22 protein-coding genes are annotated in these 18,868 nt (G+C 56.3%); 12 read left to right on the top strand and 10 right to left on the bottom strand.

Annotated elements, in window-relative coordinates:
- Positions 1-3 precede the first annotated feature (3 nt).
- From QMN93_RS08200 to QMN93_RS08185, 4 genes are all read right to left on the bottom strand, one after another.
- Positions 4-3,093 carry an efflux RND transporter permease subunit gene (locus tag QMN93_RS08200; RefSeq protein WP_182410820.1) on the bottom strand — a complete coding sequence of 1,030 codons (3,090 nt, stop codon included), beginning with the start codon at positions 3,091-3,093 and terminating at the stop codon, positions 4-6.
- A complete protein-coding gene (locus QMN93_RS08195; RefSeq protein WP_064672442.1) occupies positions 3,090-4,199 on the bottom strand; it encodes an efflux RND transporter periplasmic adaptor subunit in 1,110 nt (369 codons plus the stop codon). Before QMN93_RS08195 ends, QMN93_RS08200 begins: the two co-directional genes overlap by 4 nt.
- A 74-nt stretch (positions 4,200-4,273) precedes the next feature.
- The gene (locus QMN93_RS08190; RefSeq protein ID WP_064672443.1) at positions 4,274-4,888 is read right to left on the bottom strand and encodes a TetR/AcrR family transcriptional regulator; all 615 of its coding nucleotides are present in this window, start codon (positions 4,886-4,888) and stop codon (positions 4,274-4,276) included.
- A 208-nt stretch (positions 4,889-5,096) separates the two neighbouring features.
- A complete protein-coding gene (locus QMN93_RS08185) occupies positions 5,097-5,891 on the bottom strand; it encodes an SDR family oxidoreductase (protein ID WP_182383502.1) in 795 nt (264 codons plus the stop codon).
- A gap of 96 nt (positions 5,892-5,987) precedes the next feature.
- On the opposite strand from QMN93_RS08185, the gene QMN93_RS08180 reads away from it, so the two are divergent.
- Complete coding sequence (locus tag QMN93_RS08180) at positions 5,988-6,356, top strand: MerR family transcriptional regulator (RefSeq protein WP_048981118.1); 369 nt, start codon at positions 5,988-5,990, stop codon at positions 6,354-6,356.
- 44 nt (positions 6,357-6,400) lie between these two features.
- On the opposite strand, the gene QMN93_RS08175 is transcribed toward QMN93_RS08180, so the two are convergent.
- Both QMN93_RS08175 and QMN93_RS08170 read right to left on the bottom strand, forming a co-directional pair.
- Complete coding sequence (locus tag QMN93_RS08175) at positions 6,401-6,715, bottom strand: PTS sugar transporter subunit IIB (RefSeq protein ID WP_033145449.1); 315 nt, start codon at positions 6,713-6,715, stop codon at positions 6,401-6,403.
- A gap of 113 nt (positions 6,716-6,828) precedes the next feature.
- A complete protein-coding gene (locus QMN93_RS08170) occupies positions 6,829-7,740 on the bottom strand; it encodes a LysR family transcriptional regulator (RefSeq protein ID WP_182383504.1) in 912 nt (303 codons plus the stop codon).
- A 99-nt stretch (positions 7,741-7,839) separates the two neighbouring features.
- Between QMN93_RS08170 and QMN93_RS08165 the strand changes: the two genes are divergently transcribed.
- The 3 genes from QMN93_RS08165 (at position 7,840) to QMN93_RS08155 (ending at position 10,275) form a co-directional block, all read left to right on the top strand.
- Entirely contained in the window at positions 7,840-8,955 is a 1,116-nt protein-coding gene (locus tag QMN93_RS08165) for an alkene reductase (RefSeq protein WP_264884948.1), read from the top strand.
- On the top strand, positions 8,952-9,671 hold the full coding sequence (locus tag QMN93_RS08160; protein WP_182383506.1) for an SDR family oxidoreductase: 720 nt from the start codon (positions 8,952-8,954) through the stop codon (positions 9,669-9,671). The genes QMN93_RS08165 and QMN93_RS08160 overlap by 4 nt, the downstream gene beginning before the upstream one ends.
- 64 nt (positions 9,672-9,735) lie before the next feature.
- Positions 9,736-10,275, top strand: a complete 540-nt coding sequence (locus QMN93_RS08155) for an ester cyclase (protein WP_182383507.1) — start codon at positions 9,736-9,738, stop codon at positions 10,273-10,275.
- 39 nt (positions 10,276-10,314) lie between these two features.
- Here the strand turns inward: QMN93_RS08155 and QMN93_RS08150 are convergent, their stop codons facing one another.
- Positions 10,315-10,782, bottom strand: coding sequence for a DUF1348 family protein (locus QMN93_RS08150; protein ID WP_182383508.1), 468 nt, complete (start codon positions 10,780-10,782; stop codon positions 10,315-10,317).
- Positions 10,783-10,885: 103 nt separating this feature from the next.
- Between QMN93_RS08150 and QMN93_RS08145 the strand changes: the two genes are divergently transcribed.
- The 3 genes from QMN93_RS08145 to QMN93_RS08135 all read left to right on the top strand — a co-directional run bounded on the left by QMN93_RS08145 (position 10,886) and on the right by QMN93_RS08135 (position 13,507).
- Positions 10,886-11,470, top strand: coding sequence for a TetR/AcrR family transcriptional regulator (locus tag QMN93_RS08145; protein WP_182383509.1), 585 nt, complete (start codon positions 10,886-10,888; stop codon positions 11,468-11,470).
- A gap of 82 nt (positions 11,471-11,552) precedes the next feature.
- On the top strand, positions 11,553-12,560 hold the full coding sequence (locus QMN93_RS08140) for an AraC family transcriptional regulator (protein WP_182383510.1): 1,008 nt from the start codon (positions 11,553-11,555) through the stop codon (positions 12,558-12,560).
- Between the two features lie 116 nt (positions 12,561-12,676).
- A complete protein-coding gene (locus QMN93_RS08135; RefSeq protein WP_048977872.1) occupies positions 12,677-13,507 on the top strand; it encodes an oxidoreductase in 831 nt (276 codons plus the stop codon).
- A gap of 43 nt (positions 13,508-13,550) precedes the next feature.
- Here QMN93_RS08135 and QMN93_RS08130 read toward each other — a convergent pair whose 3' ends face one another.
- Positions 13,551-14,126: a histidine phosphatase family protein gene (locus QMN93_RS08130; protein ID WP_226852637.1), complete on the bottom strand. Its 576-nt coding sequence runs from the start codon at positions 14,124-14,126 to the stop codon at positions 13,551-13,553.
- A gap of 176 nt (positions 14,127-14,302) precedes the next feature.
- Here QMN93_RS08130 and QMN93_RS08125 point away from each other — a divergent pair, with 176 nt between their 5' ends.
- The gene (locus tag QMN93_RS08125) at positions 14,303-14,707 is read left to right on the top strand and encodes a VOC family protein (protein ID WP_069302784.1); all 405 of its coding nucleotides are present in this window, start codon (positions 14,303-14,305) and stop codon (positions 14,705-14,707) included.
- 18 nt (positions 14,708-14,725) lie between these two features.
- Entirely contained in the window at positions 14,726-15,238 is a 513-nt protein-coding gene (locus QMN93_RS08120) for a GNAT family N-acetyltransferase (protein WP_182383511.1), read from the top strand.
- Here the strand turns inward: QMN93_RS08120 and QMN93_RS08115 are convergent.
- Together QMN93_RS08115 and QMN93_RS08110 are read right to left on the bottom strand one after the other, a co-directional pair.
- Positions 15,219-16,007, bottom strand: a complete 789-nt coding sequence (locus QMN93_RS08115; protein WP_029740578.1) for a hypothetical protein — start codon at positions 16,005-16,007, stop codon at positions 15,219-15,221. The two genes, QMN93_RS08120 and QMN93_RS08115, sit on opposite strands and share 20 nt — an antisense overlap.
- 1 nt (position 16,008) lies before the next feature.
- Positions 16,009-16,206, bottom strand: coding sequence for a hypothetical protein (locus QMN93_RS08110; protein WP_023311615.1), 198 nt, complete (start codon positions 16,204-16,206; stop codon positions 16,009-16,011).
- A 255-nt stretch (positions 16,207-16,461) separates the two neighbouring features.
- Between QMN93_RS08110 and QMN93_RS08105 the strand changes: the two genes are divergently transcribed.
- Genes QMN93_RS08105 through QMN93_RS08095 form a run of 3 tightly spaced genes read left to right on the top strand, consistent with a single transcriptional unit; the run spans position 16,462 to position 18,868 of the window.
- A complete protein-coding gene (locus tag QMN93_RS08105) occupies positions 16,462-16,896 on the top strand; it encodes a nuclear transport factor 2 family protein (protein WP_048981095.1) in 435 nt (144 codons plus the stop codon).
- Positions 16,893-17,612, top strand: a complete 720-nt coding sequence (locus QMN93_RS08100) for an SDR family NAD(P)-dependent oxidoreductase (RefSeq protein WP_032657315.1) — start codon at positions 16,893-16,895, stop codon at positions 17,610-17,612. Before QMN93_RS08105 ends, QMN93_RS08100 begins: the two co-directional genes overlap by 4 nt.
- A complete protein-coding gene (locus QMN93_RS08095) occupies positions 17,609-18,868 on the top strand; it encodes an NAD(P)/FAD-dependent oxidoreductase (RefSeq protein ID WP_048981093.1) in 1,260 nt (419 codons plus the stop codon). Before QMN93_RS08100 ends, QMN93_RS08095 begins: the two co-directional genes overlap by 4 nt.

Raw genomic sequence — 18,868 nt, 5'->3', positions numbered from 1 at the left:
AGTTTACACGTTTTCTGCAGGGGGCTGCACCCGTTGTTCCGCAGGGCGGATCCGGAACCAGATCGCATACATCGCGGGCAGGAAGACGAGCGTGACGATCGTCCCACCCAGCGTTCCGCCTATCAGCGTGTAAGCCAGCGTGCCCCAGAACACCGAATGCGTCAGGGGAATAAACGCCAGCACGGCGGCCATGGCGGTCAGCAAGACCGGGCGCGCGCGCTGGACTGTCGCTTCAACCACCGCCTGGAACGGCTCGAGGCCCTGCTTCTGGTTATGATCGATTTGACCGATCAGGATCAGCGTATTGCGCATCAGAATGCCGGAAAGGGCGATCAAGCCGACCAGCGCGTTGATGCCAAACGGCTGATTGAAAATCAACAGCACGGGCACCACGCCAATCAGCCCCAGCGGCGCGGTTAAGAACACCATCACCATCGCCGAGATTGAGCGCACCTGCAAAATGATGATCAGCAGCGTCAGGGCAATCATTATCGGGAACAGCGGGATCATTGCCTGCGTGGCTTTGCCCGATTCCTCAATCGAACCCGCCATGTCGATACGGTATCCGGCCGGCAGCGCGTCAACAATCGGCTGGAGCTGCTTCATGACGGCGACCGACACATCCGGTGGCTGAAGATGGTTAGCGATATCGCCCCGCACGGTAATCGTCGGGGTGCGATCGCGGCGGCGAAGGATCGGATCTTCCATACCGATCTCAATCTTGCCGATTTGAGACAGCGGAACGCGCTGTCCCGCATTGCCGACAAGGGTGAAACCCTCGATTTTTGCCGGATCGAGACGTATGTCTCCCGCCGCACGGCCAATAACCTCTACCGAGCGAATATCCTCCCGCACGGAGGTGACGGGAACGCCTGAGAGCAGAAACTGAAGCTGATTGGCAACGGCACTGGAGGTCAAGCCGGTCGCCTGCAGGCGGTTTTGATCGAGGGTGAAATGCAGGACAGGAACGCGTGAGCCCCAGTCGGTGTTGACGGTTCTCATCATCGGGCTCGCCTGGAGCACGGCTTTCACCCTGTCAGCGATGTCATGCACCTGTTCGACATCCGGCCCCGACACGCGCCAGGCAACCGGGAAGGGCGAGTACGGGCCAAACACCAGCTGCGTTACCCGCACGCGCGCTTCGGGGGCAAGGCCGTTGGCGACAGCTTCTCTCAGCCGGAGCTTAAGCGCCTCGCGCGACGTCTCGCTGTCCGTCAGGATCACGATTTTCGCAAAAGACGGGTCGGGCAGTTCAGGCGCCATCGCCAGATAAAAGCGGGGTGAACCCTGACCAATATAGGCCGTGACAATTTTGGCTTCAGGCTGCTGGCCCAGCCACGCTTCGATTTTTGCGGTGGCGGCGCTGGTTTGCTCAATCGAGGTACCGTAGGGCATCTGCACCTCAACCAGCACTTCCGGGCGATCGGAGGTCGGGAAGAATTGTTTTTTAACCAGCCCCATGCCGAGCACGGCCAGGATGAAAATGGCGACCACCAACCCGGCCACCCGCCATTTTCTGGCGATAACGCGGGCCAGCAGCCGGCGAAAACGGTTATAGCGAGGCGTGTTATAGATGGCGGCATGACCCCCTTCGACTTTCGGGATCGCCGGCAGGATCTTCACCCCAAGATAGGGCGTGAACACCACCGCGACAAACCACGAGGCAATCAGGGCGAGGCCGACGATCCAGAACATATTGCTGGTGTATTCCCCTGCGGTCGACTGGGCAAAACCATTCGGCATAAAGCCAATGGCCGTCACCAGGGTACCGGCCAGCATGGGCGCGGCGGTATGGCTCCAGGCGAAGGCCGAGGCTTTGATTCTGTCGTAACCTTCCTCCATTTTCACCACCATCATTTCGATGGCGATGATGGCATCATCAACCAGCAGGCCGAGGGCGAGGATCAGGGAGCCCAGCGTAACGCGGTCAAAGTTTATCCCCGCGGCTTCCATCACCACGAAAACGACAGCCAGCGTCAGCGGTACCGCCGCCGCAACGACAACACCCACGCGCCAGCCCATGCTGACAAAACACACCACCATGACCACAAGCAGGGCGACGAAGAATTTGATCATGAACTCATCGACCGACGAGCGAATATTCACGGACTGGTCGGTAACTTTGGTCAGGGACATGCCAAGCGGCAGGCTATCATTTATTTTTGCCGTTTCCGCATCCAGCGCTTTCCCCAGCGCCAGACCGTTCCAGCCTTCACGCATCACGATGCCCAGCAGAAGGGCGGGCTCATGCTGATTGCGTATCAGCATCGCCGGGGGATCTTCGTAGCCTCGCTCAACCGTTGCCACATCGGACAGCTTGAGCGTTTTGCCCTGAGCCACAAAAGGCGTATCGCGGATTTTCTGCAGTTCATCGAACGCGCCGTCCAGGCGGATAAAAATCTGCGCGCCTCGGGTCTCAATAGAGCCCGCTGCAGCTAACGCGTTCTGGCTGTTGAGGGCGTTGAAAATGTCCTGGGGTGAGAGCCCTATCGTCGCCAGACGGTCATGGGAGAAGGAGATGTAAATCCGCTCGGCCTGTTCGCCGATAATGTTCACTTTCTTCACGCCGGGAACGTGCAGGAGCTGCTGGCGCAGGCCTTCGGCATCGCGTACCAGCTGCCGCTGCGGTTCGCCTTTCGCTTTCAGGGCAAAGAGGGCAAAGGTGACATCCGAGAATTCGTCATTGATCATCGGGCCGATGACGCCCGCCGGAAGACGCTGAGATTCATCTCCAAGCTTCTTCCGCGCCTGATAGAACTCCTCCTGCACTTCGGCTGGCGGGGTCTTGTCCTGCAATGACAACGTGATAAACGCCATGCCGGGACGGGTATAGGTTTCGGTACGGTCATACCATTTGAGTTCCTGCAGGCGCTTTTCCAGCGGCTCGGCGACCTGATCCTGAATTTCCTGCGCGGTCGCGCCCGGCCAGACGGTTATCACCGTCATTTGCTTTACCGTGAAGGGCGGATCTTCCGCGCGCCCGAGCCCAAAGAAGGCGTAAATTCCGGCAATCGTGACCAGAACGATCAGAAACAGCGTGACGGAACGTTCGCGTACGGCCAGCGCCGACAGGTTAAAGCGGCTTCCGCTCATGGTGTGTTCTCCGCCAGGGCGGCATTGCGCTGCTTAGCAAGCCTGACGACCTCACCTTCGTGCAGAAGATGGGCGCCTAACGCAACAATCTTCTCACCGGGCTTCACGCCGCCCGTGACCTGCGCCGCATCTTCACCCACGCTCAGCACCCTGACGGGCGTCCATGCGACCTTTGCCGGCTGGGCGGAAATGCGCCAGACGCCGGGACCTTTTCCTGCATCATAGAGTGAGGCCAGCGGGACCTGCATGACCTGACCTTCCGCTTTATTGTCCTGAACGTTCAGCGTGACGGTCGCCCCCAGCGGCGCGTTCGCCAGCAGGCCATCCAGCACGTAGCGGGCTTCATAAGTGCGGGTCGCGGCATCGGCCGAATCAGACAGCAGGCGCAGCGTTGCGGTGACAGGATGTTTTTCATTGCCATACAGCGTGGCCTGCGCTTCGCTGCCGACGGCAGGGCGCAGCGTTTCCGGAAGCTGGACGAGCGCTTCACGCTGCCCGGCTCTGGCGAGCCTGATCGCCACCTGTCCGGCACTGACGACCTGGCCCGGCTCGGCGAGCGTCTCCATGACCACGCCGTCTGAATCCGCCAGCAGCACGGCATAGCCCGTGGCGTTTTGCGCCACGCTGGCCTGCGCCCGGGCGGCGCTGAGATCGGCCCTGGCCGTATCGGCCGCCGCTTTGATCTGGTCATACTCCGAGGCAGACACCGCGCCGGACGCCACAAGTCCACGATAGCGCGCCTCATCGCTGGAGGCTTTGCGCGCGCGCGCCTGAGCCGCATCCACCGCGCGCTGCTGCGCCTGAGCCTGTAACTTCAGGTCAACCGGATCCAGGCGCAGCAGGGGCTGGCCCTGTTTGACGGTCTGGCCCGTATCGACCAGCCGCTCAAGGATTTTTCCCTGAACCCTGAAACCTAAATCGCTTTGCGTTCTTGCGACCACCACGCCCGTGAAGGCGCGGGCGCTATTGTTCGCTAGCTCGACGGAGACGGATCTGACGAGCGGTGGCTTTGTGCGCGGATCGTCACTCGCGGAAATATCGCCGCACGCCACCAGGGCAAACGGCAGGAGACAAACGGCAACGCGGGCTGAAGTGAGCCTGATCATGGGAAACCTTTTTGACGTAACAGGACGGTATCCGCATTCTCTGACTAGTGACCAAAATTGTCAATGGTCACAAATTAGGGGGCCAGGCTTCTTAAAATCAGTGAAGAGAGAAGCACCGCCGCGGTGGGGGCCATTTCGAGGTTGTACTGAAGCTGAACGGGGTTAATGTAAGGGCACATCACCATGTAGACGGCACAGGTGACTTCATCCAGCGGCGTTTTTCTTTCAAACTCGCCGGCCTGCCTGCCTTCGATAATGATGCTCTCAATCAGCTTCATCAGGCTTTCGCTGTACTTTTGCGTGGAAGGCCACTGCTCCTGCGCGGCGACGGCGGCGATGTCGTATAGCTTACGGTCGTGGAAAAACAGCTCGCTTCCCGCCTCGGTGAGCGCTTTGAAAAGGCGGCGTAATTTTTCGCTTGCCGACGGCGCACCCTCGATGGCGGAAAGCACTGCCGCCATGATCAGCTCCAGGCGGTTAGCGCAGATCACCTCGCCGATAGCCTGTTTGGAATCGAAAAACTTATAAATGTAGGACTTTGAAAAACCAATGGATTTAGCCAGTTCGGCAACGGTGGTTTTTTCATAGCCGTAGTGGCCGAAGTGCTCAAAAGCCGCTTCGACGATTTGCTCTCTGACAGCGTGGTCAAGGGGACCACGTGATGATGGGGGATTCATATTTTTAGTCATTATTTAAGCTTAGCGTGACAGGCTACGATTAACAACGAGTGACCATTTTGAGATTTGGTTACCGTCATTCATCATGCGCCGTTCAGACGGGACGATCAACCAGGTGCGGTAAGTGTATCACTGTTTTTCGTGCACTATGGCATCTATCTGCCTGCGATAAGCGTGGATTTCAGCGCAACTCCCTTGCGCTGAACGGAGCCGTTTTTGCTCAGGCCGAGCGCGGACGCAATATTTTTTCAACGATAAGCACCAGACGCCTGCGCGTCACGAACCGGTGTAGCTGCCCCAGAAGCCAGTTACCGCATCCGGTAATCAGGTAGTTACGGTTACTCTCCACGGCCTTCAACGCCAGGGTGACCACCTTGTCAGCGGGCATTCGTTTACCGACCGAGGCTTCCTCAGCATTCACCACATCAAAAAAGGCCGTATCCGTTGCGCCGGGGCAAAGCGCCAGGACGCGGATGCCCTTTGAGCGATACTCTCCCCACAACGCGTTCGAAAACGAGAGCAGGAAGGCTTTGGTTGCGCCATAAATCGCCATATAGGGATCCGGCTGCATCGCGGCCGTTGAGGCAACGTTAATAATTACCCCGGAGCCCTGCTGCAGCATTCCCGGCAGCAAGGCGTGAGTCAGCTCCACGGGGGCCATGCAGTTTACGTTTATCTCATCACGCTGCCTGTCGATGGACAGCTTTTCGAATGGCCCGTAGGTGGCGAAGCCGGCGCAATTGATCAGAATGTCGGGGACACGTCTTAAGGTTTCAAGCCGTTCCACAATGTGGGGAATGGCTTCCGGCTTCACTAAATCCTGCACGATAATCGTGATGGAGACGCCGTGCTTTCTGACTAACTCTACGGCAAGCGCCTGCAGCTTTGGCTCGCTGCGGGCGACCAGGATCAAGGCCACGCCGCGGGCGGCGAGCTGCCGGGCAAAATCACGGCCTATGCCCGACGACGCTCCGGTAATCAGCGCTGTTTTACCTGTATAATCAAAAGAATTCATATGTTTAATCCCGTTTCCCTAATGTATGCTGCACAGCATAAACCGTGCACTTAGGTACACGGTCAAGCGTGATTTTTACAAGGTGAGGGCGACGCGATGCGAATTGGTGAACTGTGTGCGAAAACGGGATTGTCGAAAGAGACGGTGCGTTACTATGAGCGACAGGGGCTGTTAGAGAATATCCCGCAGCCCAATCGCAGCAATAACTATAAAGTCTATTCCGCCGTCGATTTACAGCGTTTAAACATGATCAAGCATGCCAAAATGCTGGGTTTTACCTTAGCTGAAATTTCAGAGGTTTTGGCTGTCTGGGTTGACGACAAATTTACCGCTGAGCAAAAACAGGCTTCACTGCGCCGCAAGCTGCAGCAGCTTGAAGAGAAAGAAGCGGCGTTAATTGAACTCAGAGCCAGGTTGAAAAACGCCCTTAATAAGGTCGGCCAGCCTTGTGTCGACACGTTTTGAACGCCGGGTGAGAGGAGGCCGCAAAACCGATGCGGCCTTATCTGTCAGGCAGCCAGTTCAGGCATCTGCTCCTTCACGAAATTCAATACTTTCCTCGCGTCGAGAGAGGCATAGGGCAGGCTCTCAATAATGGCGATTGAACGCGTATTGCCCACCGTTTCTTTTATCTCATCGAGTTTGTACTGAATGTGCGGCGCGATGAGGAAACCATCGAAAGCGGGAGCGACGCTGGCGAAGTTATCCAGCCCAACAGCGCTAATCATCAGCGGATAGCCTTCGCGTTCTGCCAGAGACTGCATTTTTTTGGCGAGAGAGTTTGCGGTATTACCAAACAAACAACAGATCAGAAGCTTTTTCATATTTTGTACCTCCTGAAAACCGCACACAGAGTAGTCCTGAGGTTGTCACCGAAATGCGCGCCATCTCTTATTTTGGCGAGAAATTAACCGCAGATGCCTGACGCGATTTAATTTTACTGTTTTTTTAGCCAGTCGAGAAAAAACTGGCTAAACGCCGTGACCTGAAGCGGCTGCAGTTTGCGCTGGGGGTAAACAAGCTGCAGGCCGACATCTTTGCGATCGTATCGGCTAAAGCCGGTGAAGCTGTCGGCAAACAGTACCGTGAGCCTTCCGGTTTCAACATCGTCTTTGACGTCCCACCACGATTTCCCCGCGATGCCAGCCCCGCTGAGAGCCCACTGACGAAGCAAAGCCCCGTCGTCGCACACCATGGCTGGCTCTACGCGAACGACGCTTTCATCGCCATCTTTTTCAAAGCGCCATTCGTTCATCACCACACCCTGAGACTCAAGCGCCAGGCACCGGTGCTGAGCTAAATCGGCAAACGTGGCGGGGATGCCGCGTTCGTTAAGATACTCCCTGGAGGCGACCAGCACCCGATGGTTCGGGCGGATATTTCTGACGACAAGGCTGCTGTCCGGCAGGTTGCCGAAACGCACGCTCATATCCAGCCGGTTAGCGACCAGGTCCTCAACGTGTTCTCTTAGCGAGATGAAAAATTTAACGTCGGGATGGCGTCGGGAGAATTCCACGACGGCGGGGCAGAGATACTGTCTGCCAAAGTCCGAGGGCGCAGAAAGGCGAATGTTGCCGCTGAGCACGCCTTCCTTTTGCGTCAGTAACGACTCGGCGTGATGCACTTCTTCCAGCACGCGCAGCGCGGCATGGTAAAACTCTTCCCCGGCGCGGGTCAGCGCGATCGATCGCGTTGAGCGGTGAAACAGGCGCGTCTGGTAACGCTCCTCAATCGCCTTCAGCCTGGCCGTCATGGTGGCGGGAGAAAGCGACAGGCGTCGCCCGGCGGCAGAAAGACCGCCAGCCTCGGCAACTTCCACCAGTAACGCCATGTCTTCGAGTTTACCCATTATTCATATATTCCGAAAAGTGCATCTGATTTTAGCGTAATTATCAAAATAAGATGCCGACTGTAAAGTGATTTCATCCAAACCATAAGGGATGAAAACATGCAACGTACCTCACTTTTTGAACGCTACAGGCTGGGTCAGCAAGACCTGAAAAACCGTATCGTCATGGCGCCGATGACTCGCGCGCGCTCCCTGCAGCCGGGAAATATTCCCTCGGCGCTGATGGCGGAGTATTACCGGCAGCGGGCCAGCGCCGGATTAATCATCACGGAAGCCACCCAGATTTCGCCTCAGGGCCAGGGATACTCCTGGACGCCCGGCATCCATTCACCTGAGCAGGTTTCAGGATGGCAGCTCACCACGGGCGCCGTGCATCAGGCGGGCGGGGTGATTTTTTCGCAGCTCTGGCACGTCGGGCGAATGTCGCACGCCAGCTTTCATAAGGATGGTCAGCCGGTCGCCCCGTCAGCACTGGCGCCGGACGCGCAGGTGTGGGTGGTGAATGAAAAAGGCGAAGGCCAAATGGTTGACTGCCCACAGCCGAGAACCCTCTCGCGCAAGGACATTCACAGCATCATCGCGGACTATCGTCAGGCGGCACTGAATGCCGTTCAGGCCGGGTTTGACGGCGTGGAGGTTCACGGCGGAAACGGCTATCTGATCGACCAGTTTCTTCGTCAAACCTCCAACAAACGCACGGACGAGTACGGCGGCACGCTGGCGAACCGGATCCGCTTTGCTCAGGAGGTGTTAAGCGCCATTGCCGAGGCCATTGGCAGCGAGCGTACGGGCATTCGCCTTTCCCCGTTTATTACCCAGCGCGGGATGAACGATCCGCAGGTGACGGAAGCCATACTCGCTCTCGCGGCCTGGTGTGAACAAGAAGGGATTGCGTTCATCCACCTGGCGGAGGCCGACTGGGACGATGCGCCGCAGGTGCCTGAGCCGTTCCGACAATCGCTACGCGAGACATTTAGCGGAACCCTTATCGTCGCGGGGAACTATGACCTTCAAAAAGCGGAAAAGATCCTTGCTGCCGGCTATGCCGATTTGATTGCCTTCGGACGGACGTTTATTGCCAACCCGGATTTACCCCACCGGCTGGCGCACCAGCTGCCTCTGGCCCAGGTGCGCGACCCCGCCACGCTGTTTGGCGGCACCGCCACGGGATATACCGATTACCCCATTTACACCCTGCAGGAGAAAACGTTATGACCCGTAAGACCTTAATTATCGGCGGCGCTTCCGGCATCGGTTTCGCCGTAGGCAGCCTGCTTGCCGGGCGCGGCGAGGACATTATTCTTGCGGGCCGCGACGGCGCGAAGCTGGACGCTGCGCGGCAACGGCTGAGCGCCCACGCCGCGTCTGTTCATACCCTCGTGCTGGATATCAGCCGTGAGGCAGAGTTGGTTGCACTCGGTGAAACGCTGGGTGAGGTCAATAATATCGTCGTTACGGCGGGTTCACAGGCTCCGGGAGGGCTTCTTTCCGGGCTGGATCTCCGCGCGGCAAGGCTGGCCTTTGATACAAAATTCTGGGGAAGCATCAATGTCGCCCGCTATCTCAGCGGGAACATCGCGCCCGGTGGTACGCTGACGTTCACCAGCGGGTTCGTGGCGCGACGCACCGTGGCGGGCGCCATTGTTAAAACGACGATGAATGCCGCCATCGAGGCCGCGACAAAAGTGCTGGCGAAAGAGCTTTCACCGCTGCGCGTCAACGTCGTGAGTCCGGGGCTGACCGACACGGAAGCGTACGCGGGCATGGACGCCGCCGCGCGGAAAAAAATGCTCGCTGGCGCGGCGGAAACCCTGCCAGCCAAAGCCTGGGGAAGGGCGGAGGATATCGCGCAAGGGTATCTTTTCGCCATTGATAATCCCTTTGTTACGGGGTCGGTCATTGATATTGAGGGCGGGGCGTTAATTAACTGACCCTCTCTGATTTGAACCGCAGGAAATCGTCTGCGGGTAATGTAATACTCTATTGAGAGATATCATGAAATATTCTACGTATTTTCATTCTGCTGTAGCGATGGTTATTTTTGCAGGTCTGTCGGGCAATGCGATTTCCGCGCAGGGGGAATGGCTGCAGCCAAAACAGCTTATTGCAGACAACAGCCTTCCGCAGGCGAAATTAAAGGTGAATGAAGCCGTTGCCAGAGAATATGCTTCATTCTGGAACACGGGTAATGAAACCCTGGCGCGTGATGCCCTGGCGGCAGGTTTTATTGATAAAACGCCTCCGAAAGGGCGTAGGCAGGGGCCGGAAGGCGCTATTTTAGCGTCCCGCGCGTTTCGCGCAGCCGTGCCTGATTTGCGCTGTGACGTTGAGCAAATGATTATTTCAGGCGATCGCGTGGTTTCGCATTTACATTTTCACGGCACATTCACCGGAACATTTGGCAAGCTGAAAGGACAGGGGCAGAAAATAGATTTCATCGCCACGGATCTTTATAAGATTGCTGACGGTAAAATTGTGGCTAACTGGCATATTGAGGACAACCTGACGCTGATGAAACAGCTGGGCGCCCTGTAAATTCACCACTCCGGGGCGGCCCGGAGTGATGCGAAAATCCTATAAGCCAAGATCGCTCAGCGAAGGGTGATCGTCCGGACGTCTGCCCAGCGGCCAGTGGAACAGACGCTCAGAGGCTTTGATTGGCATATCGTTTACGCAGGCAAAGCGGCGCTTCATCAGTCCGTCCGGCTCAAACTCCCAGTTTTCATTGCCGTAAGAGCGGAACCAGTTGCCGGAATCATCATGCCATTCATAGGCATAGCGCACCGCGATCCGGTTCTCCGTAAATGCCCAGAGCTCTTTAATCAGACGATAGTCCAGCTCTTTTTTCCATTTCCGCTCCAGAAACGCCCGGGCTTCTTCACGGTTAGTGGCGAACTCAGCGCGGTTGCGCCATTGGGTATCCAGCGTATAGGCGAGCGCGACTTTCGCCGGGTCGCGGCTGTTCCAGCCATCTTCTGCCAGTCTGACTTTTTCGATGGCGCTTTCACGAGTGAAGGGCGGTAAAGGAGGACGTGTGTTCATTGCGATTACCTCAGTGTTATATTATGTAGACAGACCTGTCTACTTGCGTTAATCTATGCCTGTAAAATAACGCTGTCAACATTCTTTTTGAGGCTACCCAAAAGTGAAAACAGAACCTGCAGGCAACGATACAAAAATCAGCGTCAGAGATAAGATATTACTCACGGCGCACGACCTGTTTTATTCCACGGGCTTCAGGGCGACGGGGGTGGATACGCTGATTAAAGCGTCTAAAGTGACCAAGGTGACTTTCTATCGCCATTTTCCGAGTAAGAGCTTGCTTATTCTCGCCTATTTGCACTATCGGCATGAAATATGGATTAACTGGTTTGAAACCACCCTGCGTCGACATCTCGATGAAGGCGAAATACCTGCTGATGCGATATCTGCAACGCTTTACGAATGGTTTATTTCACCCGAGTTCCACGGCTGCGCGTTTATTAACGCCAGCGCAGAGGCGAAATCGGAAGATATTGAAAGCGAAATTAAAGAGATATGCCGCAGTCATAAGTCAGAAACAAAGAAAATTATTGCCTTGCTGACGAAGAGTGCTGATGAGCGCGTCGTCAATGAAATCATGCTGCTCATTGACGGCGCAATTATTCATGCACAGATGGGCATGGATACGGATGATGTCGTCACTTCGTTGAAGAGGGCATTAGCCGCAGCGTTATCAGTGGGCAAATAATGTTTACACCTGTGACGACTGACAAACGTCCACAACGCAACAACACTTAGCGTTGAATAACCTTCACACCGGGAATGAGCAAATGGCCTATAACCGTACTTTCGCCCTCGATATAAGCTGGAAAACGCTGCTGAAAGACGCGGGGCTTGAGCCAGAACGCATTCTCCGCAGGGCAGGATTACCTGACGATCCCTTTTTGCAAAAAACGCGCGGACTCGATACGGATGAATACATCCGCTTCTGGAACGCGCTGGAGGCCGAAACGAACGATCCCGCCTTTCCCGTACCACTTATTGAATCGATCTCTGCGGATATATTTGATCCGCCACTTTTTGCCGCACTCTGTAGTAGCAATATGATGCAGGCTGTCCAGCGTCTGGCCAGATATAAACAGCTTATTGCCCCCATGGTTCTGGAGACAACGGTCGACCAAAACGGCAACCTTACCGTTTCACCGCGCTGGCTTTTTGCGACGGATCTCCCGGTGTTTCTGCAGGTGGCAGAGTTGGGTTTCCTGCTCAAGCTTCTGCGGCTGGGAAGCCGCGAACGGGTTAACCCCTTACGGATCTGCGTTTCTGCGCTACCCTCAGCGGTTCAGAACAGCCACTTTTCTCGTTTCTTTGGTACTGACGTGCAATACGGAGAACAGCCCGCCATCAGCTTTTCCGCAGCCGATGCGCTTCGGCCCTTTTTAACGGTAAATGAGGGGATGTGGCAGGTATTTGAACCGGAACTGCAGCGTCGTCTCGGTCAGTTAAATGACACGGCCTCGACCGCCGAGCGCGTGCGTTCGGTACTCCTGGAACTTATTCCCGGTAACGAAGCGACAATTGAAAAAGCGGCGGAGCGCCTGGGAATGAGCAAACGCACACTCCAGCGCAGGCTTGAGCAGGAAGGGGATAATTTTCGTAACCTCGTCAACGCCTGTCGTAAACACCTGGCCCGTCATTATCTTCTCAATACGCGCCTGTCCGGGTATGAGATCGCATTTTTGCTGGGGTTCGAAGATCCTAACTCATTCTATCGCGCATTTATGGCCTGGACGGGCCAGACCCCTGAAGCGGCCAGGATGGCCATGCGTCATGAGTAAACACGGGCGTATTTATCGCTCTGATGGCGCAATTTGCGAGTCATGTGGCGCGATGCGCTAGTTAACGTTGGGCCGAAGGAGGGCAAACTAACGACAGTCTACTCACCGAGGTATTTATGTTTACTCAGGACAAGAAAACCGCGCTGGTCACCGGTGCATCGTCAGGTATGGGCAAAGTCATCGCCCGTCGTCTTATTCAGGATGGCTATCAGGTTTATGCCGCTGCCCGTAGCGTTGAGAAAATGAACGATCTCGCCCAGCTTGGCGCGCGCCCTCTGCGGATAGATATCTCACGTGATGAAGACATTTTGGCTGCAGTGGATACCATCGTGTCGCAGACGGGTGGGGTTGACGTCCTGGTCAACAATGCGGGTTTTGGGCTTTATGGACCGGTAGAAGAGATCGGTATTGATGAAGCTCGCTATCAGTTTGAGGTTAACGTGTTTGGCGCAGCCCGCCTTACGCAGCTGCTGCTCCCGGCCATGCGCGCCAGACGCAGTGGTTACATTATTAACATCACTTCTATAGGAGGGAAGATTTACACCCCTCTGGGAGCCTGGTACCACGCAACGAAACATGCGCTCGAAGGATGGTCTGACTGTCTGCGTCTTGAAGTGGCTGAATTTGGCATTAAGGTTGTGATTGTTGAACCGGGTTTAATCGAGACTGGCTTTGGTGATGTGGTCAGCGGCAATTTTGTCAAACGTTCAGCAAGTGGCCCTTACGGTCATCTGGTAGCGAACGTGGCTAACTCGGTCAAAAATGCTTATGGAAATGGCAGAGGCAGCGACCCGAAAGTGATTGCGGACGTGGTTGCCCGCGCGGTTAAAAGCCCGCATCCGCGTACACGCTATGCAGCCGGCAAGTATGCCAGGATGCTCATCGGCATGCGCGTCTGGTTGGGTGACCGTCTGTTCGATCGCATTATTCTTAGCCAGACCCGATGACCCGAGCGCCGAGGATTAAAAACCCTCGGCTCCGCATGTGCCGCTACACAACGCTGTAAACACCCGCTCCCCAGTACCCCTTACCCGTACGAGTCTGTTCTTTCCAGCCTGATGCGATCAGTTCCTTTGCAATAAACCGGTTGATGATCCCATGCCCCATGAGCAAGACGGGGCCATCGGAGCCCTTAGCCGCCGTCACGAGGATCTCAGCCGCCTTAGCGGCACGTTTTTTAGCGATGCTTACGCACTCTGCCTCGCCAGACAGGCCGCAGAGCCAAAGAACGCGAAACAGCGCCACCCAGTAAAAAGGCGAGAGCCGTAACCCGGGGATACGAAATACCGGCAGTTCCGCTTCCCGAAAAACCTCATCAATTAAGCCCGGTTCACACCCCAGCGTTTTCAACGATGAGAGGGCTCGCGGGAGAGGGCTGCTGAGAAACGTGAGCGCGCGGTACGCGAGGATTTGAGCCATTTCAGGCGGCCTGTCGCTGCCCGTTGAAGAGCGGTTATAGCTCTCGATCCACTCCGCCATTTCCCTGTAGGACACTTTTGGCTCACCTCTGTGCTGAGGTTCTCCATGCCGCATCAAAATAATTTCCATATGTTTTTTATCATCCATCCTCCCTTCATCAGAGGCAGAGTAGCGCGATCGGATGAGGTTTTTCACCCACCCGATTTGGTGTGTCTGAACCTGGAGCGGACTTAGCAGACTTATCAGTCTGTGAAATATTTTCATGCGCGCGTATTCTGTGGGAATGCGCTGAGCATAACCATTTAGGCTAAAGGAAACGAAAAATGAGAACACAGAAGCGATGCCTCGGCTGCGTGGCTATTGTGGTTGATGACTACGATCGCGCCATTGAATACTACACAGATAAGCTGGGTTTTACCCTCGTAGAGGATACGCCTCAACCGGGTAAACGCTGGGTGGTCGTCTCACCCAACCCGGAAAGTAACTGCAACATTTTGCTGGCTCGCGCTTCTAACGAGAGGCAGGAAAGCTTTATCGGCAATCAATGCGGCGGCAGAGTTTTCCTCTTCCTCCAGACGGACGATTTTTGGCGCGATTACCGTGCCATGAAAGACAAGGGCGTCCATTTCTGCGAAGAGCCTCGTGAGGAAGAGTACGGTACGGTAGTGGTGTTTGAAGATATTTACGGCAACCGCTGGGATCTCTACCAAAATGCCCAACGCGGGTGATTACCAGGGAGACTTTCCATGACGCTTCGAATTCGACAGGCCACCGGGGCCGATTCAACGCTCTTAAGCGAACTTGGATACCGCATTTACCCCGCCCATTTTCAGCATCTGTGGGTGTCAGAGGCAGAGATGAAGGACTTTCTGCACGGCGAGTACGCGCTTTCCGTACTTGGACAGAGCCTGAAAGATAACGCTGTTTCCTGGTATGTTGCCGAGACCGATCGGCCAGTGGGATTCATGAAAGTGACCTGGGAAGCCCTGCTCCCGGAAACGGACATGAAGGGCGTTCTCCTCAACAAGCTCTACCTCGATCCCGCCGAGACCGGCAAGAACTATGGCCAGGTGATGTTCAACAGCATCACCGACATGGCCCGGAGCAGGGGAAAAGACTATCTCTGGCTGGAAGTGCTTGAGCAGAACGCGGGAGCGTACCGGTTCTACCAGAAGCAGGGCATGCTCTGCGTTAAGAACGTCCTTTTCGAAACCGCATCACAGCAGAGCATAATTAGGATTATGGGGATGTCTCTTTAGGGCGAGAGCTCTCGTCGCGCTGTGCCAGCGATAGCGCGCTGGCGCTGGCGGGATCGAACAGCGAGAGGCTCTCAATCTGATTGAGTAAAATCACCTTCCGGAATGACATGGCGCTGCGGGGTTCGGAGTCGAGCGTGATGTCATGCTCCGCATACCACTTGCTGTAGTTATTCTCGATTCGAAAGTTCATCGTCTTCGCATCTCTGTACCCGCTTAACATCGGGATCAGCACGATATTGGCCGTTTTTTCATATTCCAGCGTCGCGGTGTGGATCATGCCGACGTAAATCCGCCTCGACCGCAGCGTAACCTGCGCCAGTTCCCCTTGCTCCATACACTGATACAGCAGCTGTTCAATACCGCTCGACTGCGCCAGACGTTTGTAGAGCTTTTTCCGGCTTTCGCCGTCCAGCCTGGCGCTGCCTGCCCAGTTAGAGCGGTAGAGGCAAAACAGGATGGCAAACGCCAGCATCACGACCACCGGCGCCTGAATGCCTAAAAAGCTCCAGTTCATAAAGTCGATTTGCCAGTCGGTATATTTCGGCGAGGCAAAGTGAAAAGCGTTGTTGGCTGCAGAAAGAGCGAGCAGGAGCAGCCAGAGCAGACCGGTGGCAATCACGCCCTGCAGAACGAAAATACAGCCGTACAGCGCCACAAGAAAATAGACGTCCCAGCCAAAGGAGCGCTTGATTTTAAAGCGTGTTGAGAGATCGCGGCTGGTGTACCAGTACCCGCATACCATCAGCACCATAAATATCGCCGTTCCCATGTCAGGCCCTCTTCAGCATGTTGACGTGACGCAGAAAATCCTGCCGCACCTCGTTGCTTTTGTAGTTCACCGAGGCGTTCCCATCCTGGTCGATAATGATGCGGTCGCCATCTTCGACGGCTTCTATGATTTCCTGCTGGCTCATCACCTGCAGTAAGGATTCCGGGCTTGAGAATAGGGAGAGAAAGAAACGTTTCATGCAGGCATCCTTATGAATAAAAAGGATAAGCCTGGAAGAAGACCGGCGAGTTTGCCTTAAGGAAATCCTGAAAGTTAAAGTCGGGTGGCGGCCACTCCTTACCCGGTCTACAAAACTCACTTTTTTAATTTTATTAAGTTATTGATATATAGTTAAAATAAAAAATAAACCATCACAAACTTGGACAAATAACGTTAATTGTGTAAGTTATAATTATGCGATTACGCCACGTTGTTTACAGCCAGGATGTGACCCATGAGCACTTTGCCCTCTGTCGTGAGTCGGTTTGTTGAGTACTACGCCGCACTGGATAGCCAGCCGCCGTCCGCGCTGGTGGGGCTTTACCATTCGAATGCCACGCTTATCGATCCGTTTGGCGAGCATGACGGGATTTTCGCGCTTCAGCGCTATTTCACCCATCTGCTGGCCAACGTCGAGCATTGCCGTTTTACCATCGATACGCCGCTGTGCAGCGGAAACCGGTTTGCTGTGACCTGGGTAATGCACTGGTCGCATCCGCGCATTGCCGGGGGAGAGCCGCTCGAACTGCCGGGGTGTTCGGTGGTGAACACGGAAAACGATCTCATCACGCACCAGCGCGACTACTACGATGCGGGAGAGATGATCTACGAACACCTTCCTCTGCTGGGCTGGGCGGTACGCGGCGTGAAGCGGAGGGTCAAATCATGAAAACGGTACTGATCACCGGCGCAAGCTCGGGCATTGGCGCCGGGCTGGCGAAATCCTTTGCCGCAGACGGCTACCACGTGATTGCCTGCGGACGCGATCCGGCGCGTCTCGAAGCGCTGCATCAGACCTGCCCCAATCTCACCGTTCGCCTGTTCGATATGACAGACAGGGACGCCTGTCGCCAGGCGCTGACCGGCAGCTACGCCGATCTGATTATTCTCTGCGCCGGTACCTGCGAATATCTCGATGGAGGCGTGGTGGATGCGGCGCTGGTGGAGCGGGTTATGGCGACAAATTTCCTCGGCCCGGTGAACTGTCTTGACGCGCTGCAGCCCCAGCTGACGGCTGGCAACCGCGTAGTGCTGGTGAGTTCCATGGCCCACTGGCTACCTTTCCCACGGGCAGAGGCCTACGGCGCGTCCAAAGCGGCCCTGAGCTGGTTTGCCGAGAGTTTGCGCCTGGACTGGGAGCCAAAAGGAATTGCCGTCACGGTGGTCTCGCCGGGCTTTGTTGATACGCCGCTGACGCGCAAAAACGATTTTGCCATGCCGGGCAGGGTGAGCGTCGACGAGGCGGTCAAGGCGATCCGTACCGGGCTGGCGGCAGGGAAAATGCATATCGCGTTTCCTGACGGGTTTGGCTTTATTTTGCGGTTGCTCTCCGGGCTGCCTGCGTTTCTTCAGCGCGCGCTGCTGCGCAGGATGGTGCGTTCATGAACATTGCGATTATCGGCAGCGGCATCGCCGGGCTGACCTGCGCCTGGCGCCTGGCTGGGCACCATCAGGTGACCCTGTTTGAAGCGGGCGCCACGCCCGGCGGCCATACCGCAACGGTTGACGTCCCGACGCCACAGGGCACCTACGCGATCGATACCGGGTTTATCGTTTACAACGATCGCACCTATCCGCGCTTTATGGGCCTCCTCAGCGAGCTGGGCATCAGTGGACAAAAAACGCAGATGAGCTTTTCGGTGCACAACCCGGCGACGGGGCTGGAGTACAACGGACACACCCTGACGTCGCTGTTTGCCCAGCGCCGAAACCTGGTGAATCCGGCATTCTGGCGGCTGCTCGGGGAGATCGTCCGCTTCAATCGTCTGGCGAAACAGGCGCTGGACGGGGAGGTGGACCCGAACGCCACGCTGCAAACGTTTCTGGAACAGCACGGCTTCACGCCGTTTTTTGCGCGCCACTACATTCTGCCGATGGGGGCCGCCATCTGGTCCTCGTCGCTGCAGGAGATGAAGCGTTTCCCGCTGCCGCTTTTCTTACGTTTCTTCCAGAACCACGGGCTGCTGGATATCACCCAGCGCCCGCAGTGGTACGTGGTGCCGGGCGGCTCGCGGGAGTATATCCGCGCCATGCTCGACAAGCTGGGCGACCGTCTGAATCTGCATCTCAATTCTCCGGTGCAGCGGGTGAGCCGCCACGAGCACGGGGTTACGCTTCAGCTTGAAAACGGCAGCCATACCTTCGATCGGGTGATTTTTGCCTGCCACTCCGCCAGCGCTCTGGCGATGCTTGATGACCCGACGCCCGCAGAGCGCGAGGTGCTGGGCGATATCGGCTGGCAGCGCAACGAGGTCGTTTTACACAGCGATCCGCGCTGGCTGCCGGAGCGGCGGCGCGCGTGGGCCAGCTGGAACTACCGCCTGAGCGCTCACGAGCAGGCCAGCGCCTGCGTCACCTACAACATGAACATCCTGCAGGGGCTGCCTGCGGGCAGTCCGCTATTCTGCGTCACCCTCAACCCGGACGCGCCGGTGGATGAACGCTTCGTTCTGCAACGCTTTGTCTATGAACATCCGCTGTTTAACCCGCAAAGCTGGCGGGCGCAGGCGCGGCGCGGCGAGATCAACGGTCATAACCGGAGCTGGTACTGCGGTGCCTGGTGGTACAACGGCTTTCATGAAGATGGCGTGCGCAGCGCGCTGGACGTGGTCAACGCGATAGCGGCCGGAGAGGGGAACTGA

This window comes from Enterobacter sp. R-1.6.2, assembly GCF_035064085.1.
GTDB classification, from domain to species: Bacteria; Pseudomonadota; Gammaproteobacteria; order Enterobacterales; family Enterobacteriaceae; genus Enterobacter; species Enterobacter asburiae_B.
Note: the sequence above shows the minus strand (reverse complement) of the source record. Positions and strands in the feature narration are given on the sequence as shown.

Coding starts and splice junctions, on each gene's coding strand:
- QMN93_RS08200 (WP_182410820.1), bottom strand. CDS start 3,093: ATGAGCGGAAGCCGCTTTAACCTGTCGGCGCTGGCCGTACGCGAACGT.
- QMN93_RS08195 (WP_064672442.1), bottom strand. CDS start 4,199: ATGATCAGGCTCACTTCAGCCCGCGTTGCCGTTTGTCTCCTGCCGTTT.
- QMN93_RS08190 (WP_064672443.1), bottom strand. CDS start 4,888: ATGACTAAAAATATGAATCCCCCATCATCACGTGGTCCCCTTGACCAC.
- QMN93_RS08185 (WP_182383502.1), bottom strand. CDS start 5,891: ATGAATTCTTTTGATTATACAGGTAAAACAGCGCTGATTACCGGAGCG.
- QMN93_RS08180 (WP_048981118.1), top strand. CDS start 5,988: ATGCGAATTGGTGAACTGTGTGCGAAAACGGGATTGTCGAAAGAGACG.
- QMN93_RS08175 (WP_033145449.1), bottom strand. CDS start 6,715: ATGAAAAAGCTTCTGATCTGTTGTTTGTTTGGTAATACCGCAAACTCT.
- QMN93_RS08170 (WP_182383504.1), bottom strand. CDS start 7,740: ATGGGTAAACTCGAAGACATGGCGTTACTGGTGGAAGTTGCCGAGGCT.
- QMN93_RS08165 (WP_264884948.1), top strand. CDS start 7,840: ATGCAACGTACCTCACTTTTTGAACGCTACAGGCTGGGTCAGCAAGAC.
- QMN93_RS08160 (WP_182383506.1), top strand. CDS start 8,952: ATGACCCGTAAGACCTTAATTATCGGCGGCGCTTCCGGCATCGGTTTC.
- QMN93_RS08155 (WP_182383507.1), top strand. CDS start 9,736: ATGAAATATTCTACGTATTTTCATTCTGCTGTAGCGATGGTTATTTTT.
- QMN93_RS08150 (WP_182383508.1), bottom strand. CDS start 10,782: ATGAACACACGTCCTCCTTTACCGCCCTTCACTCGTGAAAGCGCCATC.
- QMN93_RS08140 (WP_182383510.1), top strand. CDS start 11,553: ATGGCCTATAACCGTACTTTCGCCCTCGATATAAGCTGGAAAACGCTG.
- QMN93_RS08135 (WP_048977872.1), top strand. CDS start 12,677: ATGTTTACTCAGGACAAGAAAACCGCGCTGGTCACCGGTGCATCGTCA.
- QMN93_RS08130 (WP_226852637.1), bottom strand. CDS start 14,126: ATGGATGATAAAAAACATATGGAAATTATTTTGATGCGGCATGGAGAA.
- QMN93_RS08125 (WP_069302784.1), top strand. CDS start 14,303: ATGAGAACACAGAAGCGATGCCTCGGCTGCGTGGCTATTGTGGTTGAT.
- QMN93_RS08120 (WP_182383511.1), top strand. CDS start 14,726: ATGACGCTTCGAATTCGACAGGCCACCGGGGCCGATTCAACGCTCTTA.
- QMN93_RS08115 (WP_029740578.1), bottom strand. CDS start 16,007: ATGGGAACGGCGATATTTATGGTGCTGATGGTATGCGGGTACTGGTAC.
- QMN93_RS08110 (WP_023311615.1), bottom strand. CDS start 16,206: ATGAAACGTTTCTTTCTCTCCCTATTCTCAAGCCCGGAATCCTTACTG.
- QMN93_RS08105 (WP_048981095.1), top strand. CDS start 16,462: ATGAGCACTTTGCCCTCTGTCGTGAGTCGGTTTGTTGAGTACTACGCC.
- QMN93_RS08100 (WP_032657315.1), top strand. CDS start 16,893: ATGAAAACGGTACTGATCACCGGCGCAAGCTCGGGCATTGGCGCCGGG.
- QMN93_RS08095 (WP_048981093.1), top strand. CDS start 17,609: ATGAACATTGCGATTATCGGCAGCGGCATCGCCGGGCTGACCTGCGCC.